The following is a 19,148-nucleotide window of genomic DNA, read 5'->3' as shown; positions in this document are numbered from 1 at the left end:
CGATGCTGCGTGCCCTGGTTGTCCTGCTCCTGCTCGTGAACCTGCTGCTGCTGGCGTGGCGCGGCGGGTGGATCAACAGTGGTGCGTCCGCACCCTCCCGGCTGGAGCAGCAGGTCCGGCCCGAACAACTCAAGCTGCTGGGGCAACAGGCGGCCAGCCAGCTCAACAAGCTGGCCTGCGTGGAACTGGGGCCGCTGGAGACGGATGAAGCGCTGCGTCAAACCACGGCGGTCCTCAATCGCGTCGGCCTGACGGCCGCGTCCTGGCAGGCGCAGTCCACCGCCACGGGGGGCACCTGGGCGCTGGCCACCATCAAGATGCCGAGCAAGGAATTCCAGGCGCGCAAGGAAGAGACCTATCGCAATGCGAAGATCGCCTTCGAGCCGCTGCAGGGCTTCCCGGACGAGCAGCCGACGCTGGTGCTGAGCCGTCACGACAGCGAAGCAGCCGCCGAGGCAGCGCTGGACGCGATGAGCAAGCGCAATTACAAGGGCCTGCGGATCCTGCGCCTGCGGGCGCCCAGCCAGCAGACCACGCTGCGGGTGCCGCGCCTGGACGGGCTGCAACTGTCGCGCTTGGATGCGGTCGCGAATCCGCCGTGGGGCGACCACCGCAAGAGCTGCGACGTGGCGCCTGCCGATACGCCAGCCGCTGCAGCGTTGTCGGCTTCCGGGGCCAGTTCGGCAGCTGGGGCCGGCGCTGGGCTGGCCAGCCCTGCTGCCGCGGCCAGCCGTCCGGCGAGGGCCGCGAGCCGCTGAGCCGTCGCGACAGACGAAGCCGAAGGTGACGCTCGCGGCCAGTCGCGCGGGACGCCTGCCGTTCAGGTGGGCATGCGGGAGAGGTCACCTCCCTCACACAACCGCTGTGCGGCGCTTCGCCAGCAGGCGGCAGGCCATCAGGAGCGCCAGCAGCCATCCCGCGGTCATGGCGCCGCCTCCACCACCACCGCCTCCTGAATCGGTGGTTGGCGGCGGACTGGGCGCCGGCGCCGGCGTGCTGCCCGACCGCTGCGCCAACGTCGCCCGCACGGCCGCATTGGCGTCCACCATGCCGGCGCCGCAGGTGCTGGTGGTGCAATAACACTCCAGCTGCGAACTCGTGCCCAGCGAGGCGGGATCCTGGCACACCGGCGCACTGGCCGCCTGCGCCCCGGTCGTCGGGAAGGGGCGTGCGGTGCTCGTGAGCAGGCTGGTGATCTGCGAGGGCGATAGCGTGCTGTCGGTCGCCATCATCAGCGCCGCTGTGGCGCTCACCAGCGGTGTCGCGAAGCTGGTGCCGGTGCCGCCGTAGTTGTAGGCGTTGTCCGCCGCCTTGGGTGTGGTGGTGCCACTGTTGGAGGTGGAGAGGATGGGATAGAGGCAGCCCGTGTCGGTGACGCAGTTGCCGCCCGGCGCGCTCACCGTCACCTCCGGCCCGAGGTTCGAGAAACCCACCTTGGTGCCGGAATGGCGCACCGCCGCCACCGCCACTACATTGCGGCAGTTCGCCGGCGCCCCGACGGCAATGCCGCCGGCGTCATTGCCATTGCCGGCCGCAGCGACCACCAGCACGCCGGCTGACACCACCGCATTGACGGCGGACTGATAGCTGGAGGAGCAGTTGCCATCGCTGCCCAGGCTCAGGTTGATGATCCGTGCCGGGTTGGGATTGGTCGGCAGACCCGGCACCTGCAGCCCAGCCGCCCAGCGCATCCCCGCCTCGATGTCCGACTGCCAGCCGCCACATTTGCCCAACGCCCGCACGGGCAGCACCTTGGCGCCGTAAGCCAGCCCCGCCATGCCCAGGCCATTGTTGGTGGCCGCGGCGATCAGTCCGCTGACGCGTGTGCCATGCCAGCTGCTGGCGCCGATGTCGTCCGAGGTGCACGAGCTGCCCAGGCGGCCGCTGTTGATGTCGGATTGATCGACCCAGTCGCCGGGGTCGCTGGCATCGCTGTCGGCGCCGTCGCCGTCATTGGCGGTGGCGGTGGCGGTGCTGCCGGCGCTGGCATAGCCGATCATGTCGTAACCCGCCAGCAACTGGCCGCTGAGGTCCGGATGGTCGTAGCGCACCCCCGTGTCGATGACCGCCACCACGACGCCGGCGCCGGTGCTCACGTCCCAGGCGGACGGTGCGTTGATCGGGGAGATCAGCGTGCTGTCCGGCGCCTTGAGGTACCACTGGCCCGCGGTGACACCCGCCGAGGCGGCGGTGGCGTAGAGCGGGTCGTTCGGGACGGCGTAGGGGCGCCACCAGCGGTCCGGCTCGACTGCCTCCACTTCGGTGTCGGTAGCCAGGGCGCGGGCCAGGGCGGCGGAACTGAGGCCCGGCGCGGTGAAGACGTGGGTACGGGCATCAAGGCTGCGCCTGGCCGTCAAGACGCGACCCTGGCGCAGGCTCAGCGTGGTCGCACGCACCTGGGCGACGTCTCGCGCCTCGGCCACGGTGGACTGGAGCCGCAGCGGATGCGCACGCAGCGTCGGGGCGTCGGCCCGGAAGCGGACGATGACGCGGGCGTAATCGCGGCGTTGGTCGGGGGCCGCCTGTAGGCGGGCGGGGGTCAGGACGCCCAGCGGGCGCGCGTTCGCGTCGATGGGGCGCGCTGCCGTTGCGGAGGTCGCGGGGGCCGGGCCTGCAGGCGCAGCGGGCGCAGAAAGGGCGGGGCCTGCAAGTGCCAGCCCGATGAGGCAGGCACCCAGGGTGTTCATCCCGCAGACCGTGCCCGGCGCCGCCGGTGTGCTTGACCCATCCGCCATCACCGAGGGGCGTGCAGCGGCACGCGCGTCGGGATGCGCAAGGGCCCTCCAGGGCTTGGATCTCCTGTCAGACATGTCGGCTCCAGAAGCAGGGGCCAGGTGTCCACCCGAAGCGCCGGCCGCGTGCCGCCGGTCTGTCCGGGCCAACGCCCCCGAACTCTGGATTAAACCTCCGGCGCCGGGGAAAAGGAATGCCCATGAAAAAGGCCCCGCAGTGCGGGGCCTTGGAAGCCGGTTCGGTAGACGCCTGACCCCGTCCATGAGATCGGGGTCACGTCTCGCACTGCCGGCAGCGATCCCGGCAGCGCTCCGCAGCTGCGTGCGCCTTACTTGGCGACGACGCGGACCATCTCCAGCACCTTGTTGCTGTAGCCCCATTCGTTGTCGTACCAGGAGATCAGCTTGACGAAGGTGCCGTCCAGCGCGATGCCGGCTTCAGCGTCGAAGATCGAGGTGCGCGGGTCACCGCGGAAGTCGGTGGCCACCACCTTGTCTTCGGTGTAACCCAGCACGCCCTTGAGGGCGCCCTCGCTCTGGGCCTTCATTTCGGCGCAGATCTCGGCGTAGGTGGCGTTGTTGTTCAGCTCCACCGTCAGGTCCACCACCGACACGTCGGAGGTGGGCACACGGAAGGACATGCCGGTCAGCTTCTTGTTCAGCTCGGGAATCACCACGCCCACGGCCTTGGCAGCACCGGTGCTGCTGGGGATGATGTTTTCCAGGATGCCGCGACCACCGCGCCAGTCCTTGTTGGACGGGCCGTCCACCGTCTTCTGCGTGGCGGTGGTGGCGTGCACCGTGGTCATCAGGCCGCGCTTGATGCCCCACTTGTCGTTCAGCACCTTGGCCAGCGGGGCCAGGCAGTTGGTGGTGCAGCTGGCGTTGGAGATGATGGCCTGGCCGTTGTAGGTCTTGTCGTTCACACCGAAGACGAACATCGGGGTGTCGTCCTTGGACGGGGCGGACATGATGACCTTCTTGGCGCCGGCAGCCAGGTGCTTCTCGGCGGTTTCCTTGGTCAGGAACAGGCCCGTGGCTTCGACGACGATGTCGGCGCCGACGTCGCCCCACTTCAGCTCGGCCGGATCCTTCACGGCGGTCAGGCGGATGCGCTTGCCGTTGACGATCAGGGTGGTGCCGTCCACCGAGACGTCGCCTTCAAACTTGCCATGCACGCTGTCGTACTTGAGCATGTAGGCGAGGTAGTCGGGCTCCAGCAGATCGTTGATGCCCACGATCTCGACGTCCTTGAAGTTCGCCACCGCGGCGCGGAACACCATGCGGCCGATACGGCCAAAGCCGTTGATACCGATCTTGATCGTCATGAAAAGTCTCCGTTTGAAGTGAAAAATCCGGAATGCAGAAGGGGTGCCTGCGCACCCCCTCCTTCGTCAATGCTTACTTCAGCCGTGCTTCGCCGATGGCCACCTTGACGGTGTCGGCGACGTTCTCGGCGGTGAAGCCGAAATACTTGAAGAGCACGTTGGCCGGGGCGGATTCACCGTAGGTGTCCAGACCCACGACAGCCGAGACGCCATACTTCCACCAGAAGTCGGTGACACCGGCTTCGACCGCCACGCGGGGCAGGCCGTCCGGCAGGACCGACTTCTTGTACTTGACGTCCTGGCGGTCGAACAGGTTGGTGCAGGGCATCGACACCACCCGCACGGCGATGCCGGCCACGGCCAGCTGCTGCTGGGCCTGCAGGGCCAGCTGCACTTCCGAGCCGGTGGCGATGATGACGCCTTGCGCCTTCTTCTTCAGGCCGACGGCGGCGGGCTCGGACAGCACATAGCCGCCCTTGGTGATGTCGTCCACTGCCTGGCCGGTCTTGGCGGCGTAGGGCAGGTTCTGGCGGCTGAGGGCCAGGACGCTCGGACGGTTGTGGTGGGCGATGGCCATGGTCCAGGCGACGGCCGTCTCCGCCGTGTCGGCCGGACGCCAGACGTCCAGACCCGGGATCAGGCGCAGGCTGGAGACATGCTCGACCGACTGGTGGGTCGGGCCGTCTTCGCCAAGGCCAATCGAGTCGTGGGTGAAGACGTGGATGACCCGTTGCTTCATCAGCGCTGCCATGCGGATGGCGTTGCGGCTGTAGTCGCTGAAGGTCAGGAAGGTGCCGCCGTAGGGGATGAAACCGCCGTGCAGCGCCATGCCGTTCATGATGGCGGCCATGCCGAACTCACGCACGCCGTAGTTGATGTGGCGGCCACCGTTGCTGCTGCCGTCGGCTTCCAGGCGGAAGGCGGGCGTGCTCTTGGTGTTGGTGAGGTTGGAACCGGTCAGGTCGGCGGAGCCGCCGATCAGCTCCGGCAGGGCAGCGGTGAAGGCCTCCAGGGCGATCTGGCTGGCCTTGCGGGTGGCGACGGTTTCTGCCTTGTCGTGCGCGCTGATGGCGGCCTGGGCGGCGACATCGGCAAAATTGGGCGGCAGGACGCCAGCGATGCGGCGGCTGAATTCAGCGGCCAGCTCGGGGAAGGCGGTGGCGTAGGCGTCGAAGCGTTCGTCCCAGGCTTGTTCGGCTGCTTCGCCGGCGGCCTTGGCGTCCCAGGCCTGGTAGACGTCGGCCGGCAGGACGAAGGGCTCGTGGCTCCAGCCCAGGGCTTCGCGGGTCAGCATGATTTCTTCCGCGCCCAGGGGTTCGCCGTGCGCCTTGGCGGTGTTGGCACGGTTGGGGCTGCCCTTGCCGATGTGGGTCTTGGCAATGATCAGGGTGGGCTTGTCGGTGCTGGTCTTGGCCAGGCCAATGGCGGCATCGACAGCGTCGACGTCGTGGCCGTCCACCGGGCCGACGACGCGCCAGCCGTAGGCTTCAAAGCGGCGGGCGGTGTCGTCAGCGAACCAGGGAGCGACCTGGCCGTCGATGGAGATGCCGTTGTCGTCGTAGATGGCGACCAGCTTGTTCAGCTTCCACGCGCCCGCCAGGGAGCAGGCTTCGTGGCTGATGCCTTCCATGAGGCAGCCGTCGCCCAGGAAGACGTAGGTGTGGTGGTCGACAATGGTGTGACCGTCACGGTTGAATTCCTTGGCCAGCAGCTTTTCTGCCAGGGCCAGGCCGACGGCATTGGTGACGCCTTGGCCGAGCGGGCCCGTGGTGGTCTCCACCCCAGGGGTGATGCCGACTTCCGGGTGGCCCGGGGTCTTGCTGTGCAGCTGGCGGAAGGCCTTGAGCTGTTCGATCGGGAGGTCGTAACCGGTCAGGTGCAGCAGCGCATAGATGAGCATGGAGCCGTGGCCGTTCGACAGGACGAAACGGTCGCGGTCCGCCCACAGCGGGTTGGCCGGGTTGTGACGCAGGTGACGGTTCCACAGCGCCACAGCGATGTCCGCCATGCCCATGGGTGCCCCCGGGTGACCAGAATTGGCCTGCTGGACAGCGTCCATGGCCAGTGCACGGATGGCATTGGCCATCAGCGTGGAGGTGGAGGGGGCGGCAACAGCGCTGGTGGACTCAGCCATGGCAAAAATGGGTTGGGGTGGGGAAAGGGCGAATTCTAAAGCCGGGTTGGGAAAGGCGGGTTTTGGGGGGCTGCGTTCTTTGACTGCGATCGGCATGCGCTGGCCGGGCACCTTTCCCTCCATGCCACGGCCAGAGGCCGTGGCCTTCGCCAGGCACAAACAGTCCACAGGACTGTTTGTGTCCGGGCTCAGTCCCCCGCCTGCTTCGCAGGCTCCTCCTTGACTTCCGGGAAAGGCACCCGGCCAGCGCATGCCTCCGGTCTTTGTTTGCGGACGTCCGCATTCTTTGACTTGGCCCGGACGTGGCATGCCTTCGGGCCTTGTGTGTGCGGCAAGGGACGGTTAATCCGCGTCAGCGTTCAGGGCCTCGAGCTGGGCAGGCGTGCCCACATTGGCCCAGGGGCCGGTGTAGAGCTCGGCGGTGACGGCATGGGCGCCGATGGCGCGGTCGAGGCTGGCGCGGATGCGCTGGTGCTGGCCGCGTGGAACGCCGTCAAAAAAAGCGCGGCGGTAGAGGCCGATGTTGCTGTAAACCTGCAGGTCGCCGTCCAGCGTGGCAAAGCCGTCGGCATCGATGCCGAAGTCGCCCTTGGGATGCAGCGGCTGCACAGGGACGAACCAGAGGTGAGCCAGGTGCGGGCTCGCGGCGAAGGCCGCCGCCTGTGCCGGGTCGTAGCGGAAGTCGGGGATGTGGATGTCGGCGGACACGGCCCAGAAGCTGTCGTCGCCGTCAGCACAGAGCAGGTCCAGCGCCGTGGCGATGCCGCCGCCCGTTTCCAGCGCGCCACCAAACTGCTGCCCCTCGTGGCTGTAATGCAGGCGGATGCCCCAGCGGCTGCCATCCCCAAGCACCCCCGGAAACTGCTCTTCCAGCCACGCCGTGTTGATGACGATGTCCCGGACGCCCGCCGCCACAAACGCCTCGATGTGCCACTCGATCAGCGGCTTGCCCCCCACCTTCAGCAAAGGCTTGGGCGTGTGGTCAGTCAACGGCCGCATGCGCTCGCCGCGCCCAGCCGCAAGAATCATCGCTCGCATCAGGTCAGTCCAGATCAGAAAGGTCCGCGCGGAAGTGTAGAGGCCCGGCACTCACACCGCGTCGGCGCACCCTTCCATCGGTCCGCGAGGCTTCATCGGGCCGATGGAGCGGCCACCGCAGCGCACTTATGGCGTCGCGGCCCGACCCGCCCACCGCTCACATTGCTGTCGCACCAGCTCGTTGAGCAACTGCTCGCGCTCCACCACACCGCGCGCCCAGGTGGCATCGTTGCCTTGCCAGCGCATCTCCTCGCGGATGTAGCGCAGTGCCGGCTCGGCACGCAGGGCCGCAGCATGGGGCTCGAGCGCATGCAGCGTGACGTTCAGGTCTTCCCGCAGGCTGCGGTGCTCCCCGGTCTTGGGATCGACGAAGGTGCCGTCCAGACCAAAGCGGCAGGCCTGGAAGCGGTTGAAGGTGTAGGGCAGGTAATCGTCCTCGGCCAGCGCAAAGGGCTGGTCATGACTGATCCATCGCGCCAGACTCTGAATGAGCGCCGCCAGGGCCGAAGCCTTCTCGATGGTCAGCGGCGTGTCCAGCACCCGCACTTCAATCGTCCCGAACTCCGGCTTGGGCCGGATGTCCCAATAGAAGTCCTTCATGCTCTTGACCACGCCGGTGCGGGTCATCTTTTCGAAGAAGACGAGGAAGTCGTCCCAGGTCAGCACAAAGGGCGCCCGTCCACTGAGCGGGAAGGCAAAGACGGAATTCAGTCGCGCCGAATGGAAGCCGGTGTCATTGCCCTGTACATAGGGCGAGGACGCCGACAAGGCAATCAGGTGCGGAATGAATCTCGAGAGGCCATGCAGCAACCGCAGCGCCTGATCCGGCCCTTCACACCCGATGTGGACATGCTGACCGAAGATGGTGAACTGCTTGCTGAGGTAGCCGTACAGCCCCGAAATCTCCTGGAAGCGCGGCTTGTCAAAGATGCGCTGCTTGCTCCAGTGCTGATAGGGATGCGTGCCGCCGCCCGACAGACCGAGGTTCAGCTTGTCGGCGCTGCGCACCAGCGCATCGCGCGTCACGGTGAGCTGCTCCAGCACCTGCTCATAACTGTCGCAGACGCCGGTGCACAGCTCGATCATGCTGTCGGTGATCTCCGGCGTGACATCGCCCGGCAAGGCCACCCCCTTCATCACCCGCAGCAGATCCTTCGAGCCCGGCGTCAGGTCGTAGTCATGGCGGTTGACGATCTGCAGTTCCAGCTCCACCCCCATCGTCAACGGACGGGAGGTGGCAAAAGCTTCCAGACTCATCGCTTGGGCTCCGAATGCGTCGTGTGGGGTTGATGCTCACCGGCCAGACGCAAGGCCCACTGCACCGCAATCGGACCGACCAGCTCCATCAGCGCAATCGTCGACAGAATCACCGGCGCCAGCACCGCCGCAATGTCGGGATGGCGCATCTGCACTTCGCTGTACAGCACCAGCGTCGTGCCCGACAGCGGGCTCAGGCACACCGCCAGCGCAATGCCCTGACGCGCATCAATGCCGCTGACCCGCGCCAGACCCACCAGCGCCAGCGTCTTGCCCAGCAGACGCAGCAGCAGCAAGGCCAGGGCCAGCACCGCACCCGTCGCCAGCGCCTGCAGCGTCCAGGCCGAGCCCACCACCACAAAGAACATCAGCACCAGCACTCCGCCCGCCGTCCCGAAGTGGCGCGGCCAGACCCAGGGACGTTCGGTGGTGTTGCGCAGCACCATGCCCGCCAGCAGAGGCACGAGCAAGGTGGACAGGTTGAAGACCCGCGCCACGCTCAGCGCCACCAGCACCAGACCCAGCAGCATCAGCACCGAGTTTTCGTTGCGCAGGTCCAGGCGGCGCATCAGCCACGCCGTCAGCCGCGCCAGGATGATGGCCACGATGATCGAGCCGATGAAGGCATACAGCGGCTGTGCAATGGCTTCCAGCCAGTCGCCCCGCTGGTCCAGCTGCAGCCAGCCCATCATCAGCTTGTGCGCGAGCACGCCGTAGATGGTGTTGAGCGCCGCCAGGGCGGCCATGCGCTCGCTGACCTGGCCCGCCGCCTTCAGCTCCGAACCGACGCGGCCAATGACGGCCGCCGATGAGGCCATGGTCAGCACCGCACAGCTCAGCGCCATCAGCGGCGGCACGTTCAGCAGGATCAGCCCATAGCCGACCACCCCGAAGGACACAAACGCCTCCGCGGCACTCGACCAGAGCAAGGCCTTGTTGTTGCGCAGCCAGCGCAGATGGACACGGGAGCCCATCTCGAACAGCAGCAGCGCCAGCGCGAGGTCCACGACCAGACGCAGCCGCGGATCCATTGCGCCCTTGGCAAAAATGCCGTGACCCAGCGCCGCGAGCAGCATGCCCACGACGCTGTAGCCCACCACACGCGGCAGGCCCAGTCGGCGGTTGACGAGTTCACCCAGCAGCCCGGCGGCCACCATGGTCAGCGAGGCCCAGAACAACCAGTCCAGGCGCGGGGGCCAGGTGGTGAACTGGAGAAAATTCGCGAGGTCGTTCATCAAAACGAAGGTACTCCTCGGTTGGTGAGCGGCCGGCCATTCTAGGCGTCGATCAGCACAGATTTATCGGGCGCGTCGGGTCAAAAAAGTGCGGCGGCGCACGCACCTCAGCGGGCGAGCCGTCCACACTGAATGTGCGGCGCCACGCATTGCGGCACGGAGGCGCGTAGGGGCAACTGGCATGCCTGGCTGGAGCCCGCACGACCCTGTGCGACCCGTCAGCGCCCGTCAGCTTGGTAGTGAATCGTCACGTCCGCAGGCATGACCTCACCGAGGCGCACACATGCCACGCGCCCACGTGCCAGGCGTCTCAGAGACCTCGGACGCCGCAAAGGCCCTTCATGTCGCCCAACCGCTCAGTCAATCCGCCAGCGGCTTCGTGATGTCGTCGATGCGTTGCAGCACCTCCGGCGTGAGCTTCGATGTCACGGCCAGAGCGCCCAGGTTGTCCTGCAATTGCGACAGGCGGCTGGCCCCAAGGATGACCGTTGACACCCGCGGATTGCGGTTGATCCAGGCGATGGCCAGTTGCGCCAGCGAGCAGCCCAATTCCTTCGCGATCGCCTCCAGCTTCGTGACGGCCTCGTTCTTGGCCTTGTCCTGCAGTTGCTCCCGCATCCAGCTCATGTTGTCCAGCGTTGCACGGCTCCCTTCCGGAATGCCGTTGCGGTATTTGCCGGTGAGCAGGCCCGAGGCCAGCGGACTCCAGGTGGTCAGGCCCAGTCCCATGTCTTCATACAGCCGCGCATATTCCTGCTCGACGCGCTGGCGGTGGAACAGGTGGTATTGCGGCTGCTCCATGACCGGCTTGTGCAAATGGTGATGCTCGGCAATTTCGTAGGCGGCGCGGATGTCCGCCGCGCTCCACTCGCTGGTGCCCCAGTACAGCGCCTTGCCCTGCGTGATCATGTCGCTCATGGCGCGCACGGTTTCTTCGATCGGCGTGTGCGGGTCGGGGCGGTGGCAATAGACAAGGTCGATGAAATCCAGCTGCATCCGCTTGAGCGAGCCGTCAATGGCCTGCATCAGGTATTTGCGGTTGAGCGTGTTCTGGAAGTTGACCGTCACGCCTTCACGCGCCAGGCCCCAATAGAACTTGGTCGAGACGATGTAGGTGTGGCGGGCCCAGCCGAGTTGCCGAAAGACCTGACCCATGATTTCTTCGCTCTTGCCCAGCGCATAGACCTCGGCGTTGTCGAAGAAGTTGATGCCCGCGTCACGGGCCGCGGCCATCATTTCGACGGCGGCGCCGGTGTCCACCTGGTTGTGATACGTCACCCAGGAGCCCAGGGACAGTTCAGAGACTTGCAGGCCGCTGCGGCCCAGACGACGGTATTGCATGGTGGGATCCTTGTTGATCAGTCCTTGTGGCTGGCATGAAGCGCTTTTGTTGCGGTCCGCGGCAAGGCTGCGGCCTGCGCCATCCGAAGGCAAGCGTATCGGACTTGACTCGAACTTGCTTCACCGCAGGAAACCCATTGGGCGGAGGGCGACATCCGCGCCATTGCAGCGCCCGCCCAGGGCCCCGGCGCTATAGTGACCGCAACCGTGCCGCCGCTGCCTTGCGGCACCTGCCGTTCGGTACCCCCGCCATGCCAGAGTCCACTGCCAGCCAACCGTTTGATCGATCGTCCGAGCCCAGCCGCATGGACGGACCGCCACCTGCTTACGGCTCTGCGTCCTCGTCGTTGAGGCTGGCCGTCGTGGGCGCGGGGCCGGCCGGACTGGCGCTGGCCCTGCTCGCCGCCCGCTACCTGCCGCTGGCACAGATCAGCCTGTTTGATGCCCGCCCGCCCGAGCGCGATGTGTCCGGCGATCCGCGCACGCTCGCTTTGTCGCTTGGCAGCGTTCAGTTGCTGCAGCGGCTGAAGGTGTGGCCCGCTGCCCAGGCGCAGGCCATCCGTGAAGTCAATGTGAGTCAGGCACCGCCGACCTTGACCAGTCCCTGGTTCGGTCCGGGCGGAGAACCCGCCGTCCATATCTCCGCGCAGGAGCAGGGGGTGGAGCAGCTTGGCGCCGTGCTGAGTTACGGTCAACTGGTGGCACCGCTGCAGGCCGCCTGGCTGGCCGCCGCAGCGCTGGAACCGGCGCGGCTGTTCACCCGTTTCGGTCAGCCCGTGGCTGCGATCAAGCAGGACCGGGCCGGCGAGGTCGAAGTGGATGCCGGCATCGTCGAGCGCTTCGATCTGGCGGTGGTCGCGGAAGGCGGCGTGTTCTCCGAGCAGGCCCGCAAGGCCTTGAGCCGGGACTATCACCAGAACGCCTGGGTCGGCACGGTGACGCTGTCGCCCGGCAGTCCGGTGGGTGTTGCTTATGAACGATTCACCCGGCGCGGACCGCTGGCCTTGCTGCCGTTGCCCGATCAGCAGGGCCGACCCCGCGCCGCACTGGTGTGGTGTCAGCCGCAGGCCGAAGATGATGTGGCTTCGCTCAGCGATGCCCAGCGCCTGATGGTCATCCAGCAGCAGCTGCCTGCCTCGGTGGGTCCTCTGCTGGAGATCAGTGCGCTGAAGTGTTTCCCGCTGGGGCTGAATGCGGAACGGACGCTGGTCGATGGCCGCTGCGTGCGCATTGGCAACGCGGCGCAGACTTTGCATCCAGTGGCGGGGCAGGGCCTGAACCTGGGCCTGCGGGATGCGTTTTCGCTGGTGGAGTCGCTGCGCCGGCAGCCGTCGGTGGATGCGGCCTTGCGGCGGGTGGAATTCCAGCGGGCGCCGGACCGCTGGGCCACCATCGTGACCACGGATGCCCTGGCGCGCACCTTTGTGTGGCGCTGGCCCGGTTTGCCGGCGGCTCGCGGCCTGGGTCTCGCGGCCTTGCAGGCGCTGCCGCCGATCAAGCGCGCCTTTGCCCAGCAGATGATGTTTGGCCGCCGGTGACCGCAGCCCCCAGTGACTGGGCCCAGCCCGGCACCGCGGCGTATCGCCGCATCACCTTCGCGCTGTTCCTGGCGGGGTTCACCACCTTCTCGCTGCTCTACAGCGTGCAGCCGCTGCTGCCGCTGTTTGCGCAGGAATTCCAGGTGGGGGCGGCGGCAAGTGCGCTGTCGTTGTCGCTGGCGACGGGCTGCCTGGCCTTTGCCATCCTGTGCGCGGGTGCGTTGTCGGAGACGATGGACCGGCGGCGCTTGATGTTCGGCTCAATGACACTGGCTGCCTTGCTGAACCTGCTGGCGTCGGTGTTGCCGAGCTGGCACGGCCTGCTGGTTGCGCGGGCGGTGGAAGGGCTGGTCCTGGGCGGTGTGCCGGCGGTGGCCATGGCCTATCTGGCGGAAGAGATCCACCCGGGTGGCCTGGGACGGGCGATGGGCCAGTATGTGGGCGGCACGGCCTTTGGCGGCATGATGGGCCGGGTGGGCGTGAGCGTGCTCAGCGATGCGTTGGGCTGGCGGCCCGCGCTGTTGATTGTGAGCGTCATCGGATTGATGGCGGCTGTCGGCTTCTGGTGGCTGCTTCCGCCGTCCAGGCATTTCGTGCGGCGGCAGGGCGTCAAGCTGTCGGACCATGTGTCGGCGTGGCGCGCCCATCTGGCGCATCCGGCGCTGCCTCTGCTGTTCGCGATGGGCTTTCTGATGATGGGCACCTTCGTGGCTTTCTACAACTACGCGGGCTTCCGGCTGCTGCGAGCGCCGTTCTCGCTGAGTCAAAGTGCGATCGGGTTGATCTTCTGTGCCTACCTGTTTGGCATCGTGGCTTCGACGACCGCGGGCAGCTTGTCGGACCGACTGGGACGCGCACCGGCTTTGCTCACCGGGATTGGACTGGCGGTGGCCGGGGTCTTGCTGAGCCTGTCGACCTGGTTGCCGGTAGTGATCCTGGGGATCGTGCTGCTGACGATTGGATTCTTCGTGGCGCACTCGGTGAGCAGTGCGTGGGTGGGCGCGCTGGGCGGGCGCAGCAAGGGGCATGCCGCCTCGCTGTACCTGCTCGCTTACTACATCGGCTCCAGCACGCTGGGCGCCTTCGGCGGCTGGTTCTGGGACCACAAGGGCTGGCCGGCCCTGGTGGGATATGTGATGACGCTGCTGGTGGCCGCGGTGGGCGCGGCGCTGGTGCTGCGGCGACGGGCTTAGCGTGCACCCGGTCCCCGGCCCGACGGCATCTTGAGGGGGCGCCCGTCATTGGCCCTGCGCGACCTGTCGCGAAGCTTCGCTAGACTCGTCGCGGTCAGGGAGAAAAAACATGACATCCATTGCTTGCAGACTCGCAGCCGCCGGGCTGGCGATCAGCGCCAGCCTGTGCGCCACACCGGCATGGACAGCCGCCATCGGCACCACCTTCGGCCGACCCCACATCTTAGGCACCGTCGCCTCCGGCGAATTCGAAGAGGCGAAAACCGACCTCACCGGCCACTTCGACCAACCGCTCTCGCTCAAGATCGACCCGCGCAGCCATCCTCACGAGGTGATGCGCATCGGGCTGTGGCTGCGGGAGCAGCGGCCCACGCTGAAGCTCAAGGGCAGCTGCACTGGCGCCTGCGCCTGGTTCATGCTGGATAGCGGGCACCTCCTGTCGATCGACAGAGGCACGGTGATCGCATTCAGCGTCTTCCCGGAAACATGGGCGCAGGTGCGCATGCAATTGGATCGGGGCGACATCAGCATCGACGATGAACGCTCCCGCGCGTCGCGAGACGATTTCATCGCCCGGATCCCTGCGTCGGTCTGGGATCATTCCCAGGCGCTGCGCGCCGCCCGCGTGCAACAGGCCCGTGCGCCCGCCTGGGTCCAGCAGTTCGTCGAAGCCGTCACGCAGCCGGTCCTCCGCGACCTCGTCCATGACGAAACCGATTTCAAGGTCGGCCTGAAACTGTCGCCGCAGAATTGCCTGTGGTGGGTGCCGGACGCGGAGGGGCTGCGCCAGCTCGGTGTGTCCGCCCCGGCAAGCTATCAGCCGGTCACCGCCGCCGAAGCCGGCAAGGTGCTCGACATCGACCCCCGGATGATCTACGTCGGCCCCGCCTTGCGTGAGTCCCCTGAGAAGCCGCTGTGCGACCCGGCCCCCGGCGTGCGAATCAAGCTGCCCTTCATGCGCTGAACCCAGATGGCGGCCCGCATAGCCGCCCCTCCCTGACACCAAGCTGAATCTTCCGCTTGGGGTTTCCGAGTACGTATTCATGTGTGTGCATTTCGCCGGGATTGATTCATCATCGTCCAGGATGGCCGGCTTGCCACGCCGCGCGCGTTCGTTCGGAGTGCAACGTCGCGACGCCCGGCTTTCAGTGCCCTCATGTTCACGAGACCAAAGACGGAGACAAAACATGAAGTTCAGCGCGCGTTGGATGGGTGTATCCCTGCTGGCCATTCCCCTGGCCCTGACCAGTTTTGGTGCACAGGCCGCCGACCCCATCAAGATCGGGGTGGCCGGTCCCTTCACCGGAGGTTCGTCCTCCATGGGCGTGAGCATGCGGGATGGCGTCCGGTTGGCCGCCCAGGAAATCAATGCCAGCGGCGGCGTGCTGGGGCGCCAGATCCAGCTCGTGGAACGCGACGACGAAGCCAAGAATGAACGCGGTGTCCAGATCGCCCAGGAGCTGATCAACCGCGAGAAGGTCGCCGCCACCGTCGGCTTCATCAACACCGGCGTGGCCCTGGCCGCCCAGCGCTTCTACCAGGAAGCCAAGATCCCGGTGATGAACAACGTGGCCACCGGCTCCGTCATCACGCAGCAATTTGCCAACCAGCCCGACAACTACATCTTCCGCAACGCCGCTCACGACAGCATCCAGGCGCCGATGATCGTGGAAGAGGCGGTGGGCCGCCGCGGCTTCAAGAAGGTGGCCATCCTCGCCGACTCCACCAACTACGGTCAGCTGGGCCGTCAGGATCTGGAGAAGGCGCTGGAGCTCAAGGGCATCAAGCCCGTCGCGGTGGAAAAGTTCAACATCAAGGATGTGGACATGACTGCGCAGCTGCTCAAGGCCAAGGAAGCCGGCGCTGAGGCGGTGCTCACCTACGGCATCGGCCCCGAGCTGGCGCAGATCGCCAACGGCATGACCAAGCTGGGCTGGAAGGTGCCGATGATTGGCAGCTGGACCCTGTCGATGGCCAACTACATCGACAACGCCGGCCCCGGCGGCGAAGGTGCGCGCATGCCGCAGACCTTCATCCAGGAGCCGACGACACCCAAGCGCCAGTCCTTCATCGTGGCCTATCTGAAGACGTTCAATCCGAAGAACAGCCGCATCGACTCGCCGGTGTCCGCCGCCCAGGGCTACGACTCCATCTACCTGCTGGCCGCCGCCATCAAGCAGGCCGGCAGCACCGACGGCCCCAAGATCAAGGCCGCCCTGGAAGATCTGAAGACGCCGGTGGAAGGGGTGGTGACCACCTACAACAAGCCCTTCTCCAAGACCGACCACGAAGCCATCACCGCCAACATCCCGGTGTTCGGCGAGGTGAAGGGCCAGCGGGTCGTCTACGCCTACGAGACCGACTTCAAGAAGGCCTCCGAGGTGCGCGTCAAGGACGTCAACGCCAAGGGCGCCCTCAGCCAGAAGAAGTGATCCCCGCCACGGCCGCCCTCAGCGGCCGTTTTGTTGTTCACTCGTGACGTCGGCCTCAGCCGCCCTGCGGTGGCCGCCGTCGCGTCAGCAGTCCCGGACCCGGTATGCAGATCCTGACTCAACTGGTGTTCAGCGGCATCGCGCTCGGCATGATCTATGCGGTCATCGCCTTCGGCTACCAGCTGACCTTTTCCACCTCCGACACGCTGAACTTCGGCCAGGGTGAAGCCCTGATGCTGGGCGCGCTGGTCGGCCTGACCCTCGTCACCCGCTTCGGCGTCAACTACTGGCTGATGATTCCGCTGGTGTGCCTCTTCGGCGCGCTGCAGGGCGCGGTGGTCGAGCGCATCGGCGTGCGGCCCGCCATCAAGATCAAAAGCGAGTTCGGCTGGATCATGTCCACCATCGCGCTGGGCATCATCTTCAAGAACGTTGCAGAAAACGTCTGGGGCCGGGATGACCTGCGCTTCCCGTCGCCGCTGCCGGAAGCCCCGCTGAAGTTCCTCGGTGCCAATGTGCTGCCAATGGAAATCCTGGTGGTGGTGGGCGCGGTGCTGATGATGCTGGCGGTGGAAGTGTTCAACCGCCGTTCCATCTACGGCCGGGCCGTGGTGGCCACCTTCAACGACCGCGACGCGGCCAAGCTGATGGGCATCAACACCGGGCTGGTAATCACCTTCTCATATGCGCTCTCGTCGCTGACCGCCGCCTTTGCCGGCGTGCTGATTGCGCCGCTGACGCTGACGGGCGCGACCATGGGCGCGGTGCTGGGCCTCAAGGCCTTTGCCGTGGCCATCATTGGCGGGCTGACCTCGGGCATGGGCATCATCGTGGGCGGCATCATCCTCGGCATCGCGGAAACGACCACGGGCTTTTACCTCTCCACCGGCTACAAGGACGTGCCGGGCCTGGTGCTGCTGCTCATCGTGCTGGCTGTGAAGCCGGCGGGTCTCTTTGGCAAGACTGCGATCAAGAAAGTATGAACGCCAAGAAACTTGTCGCCGGCCTGGTGGCCGTGGTTCTGCTGTTCGGCTTCCCGCTGGTGTCGGGCAATCCGTATTACATCCACCTGGTCGAGACCATCATGATCTATGCGATCGTGCTGTTTGGTCTGGACATCGTGGTGGGCTATACGGGACAGGTGTCGCTGGGCCATGCCGGGCTCTTTGGCATTGGCGCCTACACCGCCGGGGTGCTGATCATGAAGATGGATGCGCCGGTGCTGATGACGCTGCCCATCGCGGTGATCGTCACCGCCATCTTCGGCGCGCTGCTGGCTCTGCCGGCCCTGCGGGTGACCGGGCCGTATCTGGCGATGGTGACGCTGGCCTTCGGCACCATCGTGCAGATCCTGATCAACGAGATGGACTTCCTCACCAACGGTCCGATGGGCATCACGCTGACCAAGCCCTCGTTCTTCGGCCATCCGATGGATGAGACGGAGTACTACTGGCTCGTGGCGGTGTTGCTGATCGCCTCGCTGATCTTTGTGCACCGTGTGCTGAGATCGCATCTGGGCCGCGCCTTCGAGGCCCTGCGCGGCAGTCCCGTGGCCTCGGACTGCATGGGCGTTTCGGTCTATCGCTACAAGGTCTATGCCTTCGTGATCAGCGCGGGGCTGGCCGGCCTGGCTGGTGCGCTGTATGCCTACTCCGAGCAATACATCTCGCCCAACACCTACAACTTCGAGCTGACGGTGCTCTTCCTGCTGGCCATCATCATGGGCGGCCGCAAGACCCGCACCGGCGCGCTGCTCGGCGCGACCATCATCGTGCTGCTGCCGAAGCTGCTCGACGACCTGTCGCTGTTCCGCTGGGTGTCGGTGCTGTTTGCCGTGATCGTGGCGGTGGCCACAGGCGTGGCGCTCAAGCGCGAGAAGGTGACGCCGGCGCAGGCGGTGATTCCGGTGGTGGGCAGCATCGCGCTGGCAGGGTTGTCATTCGTGCTGGAGACGATGACCGACTGGCGTCTCTCCGTCTTTGGCCTGATCACGCTGTTCGTCGTCTATTACTTGCAGGACGGCATCGTCGGCTTTGTGCGGCAGGCCCTGCGGATCAAGGCCAAGCCGATCGGCGATTCGGCGCCGGTGGCCGCCAGCGGCTCGGACGCCATCTCCCAGGCCGCTGCCGGTCATGGCGAGGTGCTGCTGGATGCCAAGGGCGTGCTGATGCAGTTCGGTGGGCTCAAGGCCCTGAACCAGGTCGATCTGCAGGTGCGACGCGGCAGCATCCACGGGCTGATCGGACCCAACGGCTCCGGCAAAAGCACCATGATGAATGTGCTCACCGGCATCTATGTGCCCACGGCCGGCAGCCTGCAGTTCTCGGGCGGTTCGCTGGTGGGGCGCACCTCCTCCCACATCGCCCTGTCCGGCATTGCCCGCACCTTCCAGAACGTGCAGCTCTTCGGTGAGATGAGCGCTCTGCACAACGTGATGGTGGGCCTGCATCACAGCTTCCGCAGCCACCTGCTGAACGTGGCGCTGCACATGCCGAAGTACCTGCATGAGGACAAGGCTGCGCAGGCCCGCGCCCAAGGCCTGCTGGACTTCGTGGGCCTGGGCAGCCTCGCCAGCGAGGAAGCCCGCAACCTGCCCTACGGCAAGCAACGTCTGCTGGAAATCGCCCGCGCGCTGGCGCTGGATCCGCAACTGCTGCTGCTGGACGAACCCGCCGCCGGTCTGACGGCACCGGACATCAAGGAGCTGATGCGCATCATCGGCAAGATCCGCGACCACGGCATCACCGTGATCCTGATCGAGCACCACATGGACGTGGTCATGGGCATCTGCGACACGGTGTCGGTGCTGGACTTCGGACAGAAGATCGCAGAAGGCCGGCCGGCCGACGTGCAGGCCGATCCCAAGGTCATCGAGGCCTACCTCGGCGGCCAGGCAGCCTGACAGCGAGGACCCCACAGC

General features: G+C 66.4%; 14 protein-coding genes. 7 read left to right on the top strand and 7 right to left on the bottom strand.

Annotated elements, in window-relative coordinates:
• The first annotated feature begins 2 nt into the window (after positions 1-2).
• Entirely contained in the window at positions 3-758 is a 756-nt protein-coding gene (locus FHS28_RS16845; RefSeq protein ID WP_088453411.1) for a hypothetical protein, read from the top strand.
• Between the two features lie 93 nt (positions 759-851).
• Here the strand turns inward: FHS28_RS16845 and FHS28_RS24475 are convergent, their stop codons facing one another.
• The 7 genes from FHS28_RS24475 to FHS28_RS16810 all read right to left on the bottom strand — a co-directional run bounded on the left by FHS28_RS24475 (position 852) and on the right by FHS28_RS16810 (position 11,065).
• Positions 852-2,810, bottom strand: a complete 1,959-nt coding sequence (locus tag FHS28_RS24475; RefSeq protein ID WP_310736802.1) for a S8 family peptidase — start codon at positions 2,808-2,810, stop codon at positions 852-854.
• A 251-nt stretch (positions 2,811-3,061) separates the two neighbouring features.
• Positions 3,062-4,060, bottom strand: coding sequence for a type I glyceraldehyde-3-phosphate dehydrogenase (gene gap / locus FHS28_RS16835; RefSeq protein ID WP_088453413.1), 999 nt, complete (start codon positions 4,058-4,060; stop codon positions 3,062-3,064).
• A gap of 73 nt (positions 4,061-4,133) precedes the next feature.
• Entirely contained in the window at positions 4,134-6,194 is a 2,061-nt protein-coding gene (gene tkt / locus FHS28_RS16830) for a transketolase (RefSeq protein ID WP_088453414.1), read from the bottom strand.
• A 342-nt stretch (positions 6,195-6,536) separates the two neighbouring features.
• Positions 6,537-7,223, bottom strand: coding sequence for a nucleotidyltransferase family protein (locus FHS28_RS16825; protein WP_310736807.1), 687 nt, complete (start codon positions 7,221-7,223; stop codon positions 6,537-6,539).
• 135 nt (positions 7,224-7,358) lie between these two features.
• A complete protein-coding gene (locus tag FHS28_RS16820; RefSeq protein ID WP_088453415.1) occupies positions 7,359-8,489 on the bottom strand; it encodes a YbdK family carboxylate-amine ligase in 1,131 nt (376 codons plus the stop codon).
• On the bottom strand, positions 8,486-9,724 hold the full coding sequence (locus tag FHS28_RS16815) for a cation:proton antiporter (RefSeq protein WP_246410266.1): 1,239 nt from the start codon (positions 9,722-9,724) through the stop codon (positions 8,486-8,488). Before FHS28_RS16815 ends, FHS28_RS16820 begins: the two co-directional genes overlap by 4 nt.
• Positions 9,725-10,084: 360 nt before the next feature.
• Complete coding sequence (locus FHS28_RS16810) at positions 10,085-11,065, bottom strand: potassium channel beta subunit family protein (protein ID WP_088453486.1); 981 nt, start codon at positions 11,063-11,065, stop codon at positions 10,085-10,087.
• 251 nt (positions 11,066-11,316) lie between these two features.
• Between FHS28_RS16810 and FHS28_RS16805 the strand changes: the two genes are divergently transcribed.
• The 6 genes from FHS28_RS16805 to FHS28_RS16780 all read left to right on the top strand — a co-directional run bounded on the left by FHS28_RS16805 (position 11,317) and on the right by FHS28_RS16780 (position 19,130).
• Entirely contained in the window at positions 11,317-12,603 is a 1,287-nt protein-coding gene (locus FHS28_RS16805; RefSeq protein ID WP_088453417.1) for an FAD-dependent monooxygenase, read from the top strand.
• Positions 12,600-13,796, top strand: a complete 1,197-nt coding sequence (locus tag FHS28_RS16800; RefSeq protein ID WP_088453418.1) for an MFS transporter — start codon at positions 12,600-12,602, stop codon at positions 13,794-13,796. The genes FHS28_RS16805 and FHS28_RS16800 overlap by 4 nt, the downstream gene beginning before the upstream one ends.
• A 109-nt stretch (positions 13,797-13,905) precedes the next feature.
• Positions 13,906-14,760 (top strand): hypothetical protein, encoded by an 855-nt coding sequence (locus FHS28_RS16795; protein ID WP_088453419.1) that lies wholly within the window; start codon positions 13,906-13,908, stop codon positions 14,758-14,760.
• A 244-nt stretch (positions 14,761-15,004) separates the two neighbouring features.
• Entirely contained in the window at positions 15,005-16,228 is a 1,224-nt protein-coding gene (locus FHS28_RS16790; protein ID WP_088453487.1) for an ABC transporter substrate-binding protein, read from the top strand.
• A gap of 104 nt (positions 16,229-16,332) precedes the next feature.
• Positions 16,333-17,211 (top strand): branched-chain amino acid ABC transporter permease, encoded by an 879-nt coding sequence (locus tag FHS28_RS16785; RefSeq protein ID WP_088453420.1) that lies wholly within the window; start codon positions 16,333-16,335, stop codon positions 17,209-17,211.
• A complete protein-coding gene (locus FHS28_RS16780) occupies positions 17,208-19,130 on the top strand; it encodes a branched-chain amino acid ABC transporter ATP-binding protein/permease (protein WP_088453421.1) in 1,923 nt (640 codons plus the stop codon). Before FHS28_RS16785 ends, FHS28_RS16780 begins: the two co-directional genes overlap by 4 nt.
• The last annotated feature ends 18 nt before the right edge of the window (positions 19,131-19,148 follow it).

It is taken from the genome of Roseateles terrae, assembly GCF_014192155.1.
Taxonomy (GTDB): Bacteria; Pseudomonadota; Gammaproteobacteria; order Burkholderiales; family Burkholderiaceae_C; genus Roseateles; species Roseateles terrae.
The sequence above is the reverse complement of the archived record's forward strand: the minus strand, read 5'-3'. Positions and strand labels throughout refer to the sequence as shown.

What these genes read in the sequence shown, in the direction of transcription:
- FHS28_RS16845 (WP_088453411.1), top strand. Translation starts at nt 3, where the DNA reads ATGCTGCGTGCCCTGGTTGTCCTGCTCCTGCTCGTGAACCTGCTGCTG.
- FHS28_RS24475 (WP_310736802.1), bottom strand. Translation starts at nt 2,810, where the DNA reads ATGTCTGACAGGAGATCCAAGCCCTGGAGGGCCCTTGCGCATCCCGAC.
- gap (WP_088453413.1), bottom strand. Translation starts at nt 4,060, where the DNA reads ATGACGATCAAGATCGGTATCAACGGCTTTGGCCGTATCGGCCGCATG.
- tkt (WP_088453414.1), bottom strand. Translation starts at nt 6,194, where the DNA reads ATGGCTGAGTCCACCAGCGCTGTTGCCGCCCCCTCCACCTCCACGCTG.
- FHS28_RS16825 (WP_310736807.1), bottom strand. Translation starts at nt 7,223, where the DNA reads ATGATTCTTGCGGCTGGGCGCGGCGAGCGCATGCGGCCGTTGACTGAC.
- FHS28_RS16820 (WP_088453415.1), bottom strand. Translation starts at nt 8,489, where the DNA reads ATGAGTCTGGAAGCTTTTGCCACCTCCCGTCCGTTGACGATGGGGGTG.
- FHS28_RS16815 (WP_246410266.1), bottom strand. Translation starts at nt 9,724, where the DNA reads ATGAACGACCTCGCGAATTTTCTCCAGTTCACCACCTGGCCCCCGCGC.
- FHS28_RS16810 (WP_088453486.1), bottom strand. Translation starts at nt 11,065, where the DNA reads ATGCAATACCGTCGTCTGGGCCGCAGCGGCCTGCAAGTCTCTGAACTG.
- FHS28_RS16805 (WP_088453417.1), top strand. Translation starts at nt 11,317, where the DNA reads ATGCCAGAGTCCACTGCCAGCCAACCGTTTGATCGATCGTCCGAGCCC.
- FHS28_RS16795 (WP_088453419.1), top strand. Translation starts at nt 13,906, where the DNA reads ATGACATCCATTGCTTGCAGACTCGCAGCCGCCGGGCTGGCGATCAGC.
- FHS28_RS16790 (WP_088453487.1), top strand. Translation starts at nt 15,005, where the DNA reads ATGGGTGTATCCCTGCTGGCCATTCCCCTGGCCCTGACCAGTTTTGGT.
- FHS28_RS16785 (WP_088453420.1), top strand. Translation starts at nt 16,333, where the DNA reads ATGCAGATCCTGACTCAACTGGTGTTCAGCGGCATCGCGCTCGGCATG.
- FHS28_RS16780 (WP_088453421.1), top strand. Translation starts at nt 17,208, where the DNA reads ATGAACGCCAAGAAACTTGTCGCCGGCCTGGTGGCCGTGGTTCTGCTG.